This is a genomic window from Psychrobacter sp. TB55-MNA-CIBAN-0194, from assembly GCF_040309505.1.
In the GTDB taxonomy this organism is placed as follows: domain Bacteria; phylum Pseudomonadota; class Gammaproteobacteria; order Pseudomonadales; family Moraxellaceae; genus Psychrobacter; species Psychrobacter fozii.
This window is the reverse complement of sequence record NZ_JBEOOW010000857.1, coordinates 1-232: the sequence shown is the minus strand read 5'-3', so window position 1 is coordinate 232 and position 232 is coordinate 1. Positions and strand designations below refer to the sequence as shown.

The following is a 232-nucleotide window of genomic DNA, read 5'->3' as shown; positions in this document are numbered from 1 at the left end:
GCGTATAAACGGTCTGTTTCTTTTACGCGCCAGTTATAGATGTTTCGGATAGTGGTTGGACCTTTGGCAAAAAGGGCTGTCGTGGCAATGGTCATGGCAGCATCTGGAATGTGGTTCATGTCCATGTCGATACCCGTTAAGGTCGATTGACGGACAATAATGTAATCATCGCCCCACTCTATGTCTGCACCCATTTCAGCTAATACATCGGCAAACTTAACATCACCCTGAA

The 232-nt window shown here is 46.1% G+C and carries 1 protein-coding gene; it reads right to left on the bottom strand.

Features of this window, described 5'->3' with window-relative positions; translation table 11 throughout:
* Positions 1-232: carboxyvinyltransferase (locus AAEY75_RS17360; RefSeq protein ID WP_502944470.1), on the bottom strand; the 232-nt coding region annotated here is incomplete at both ends.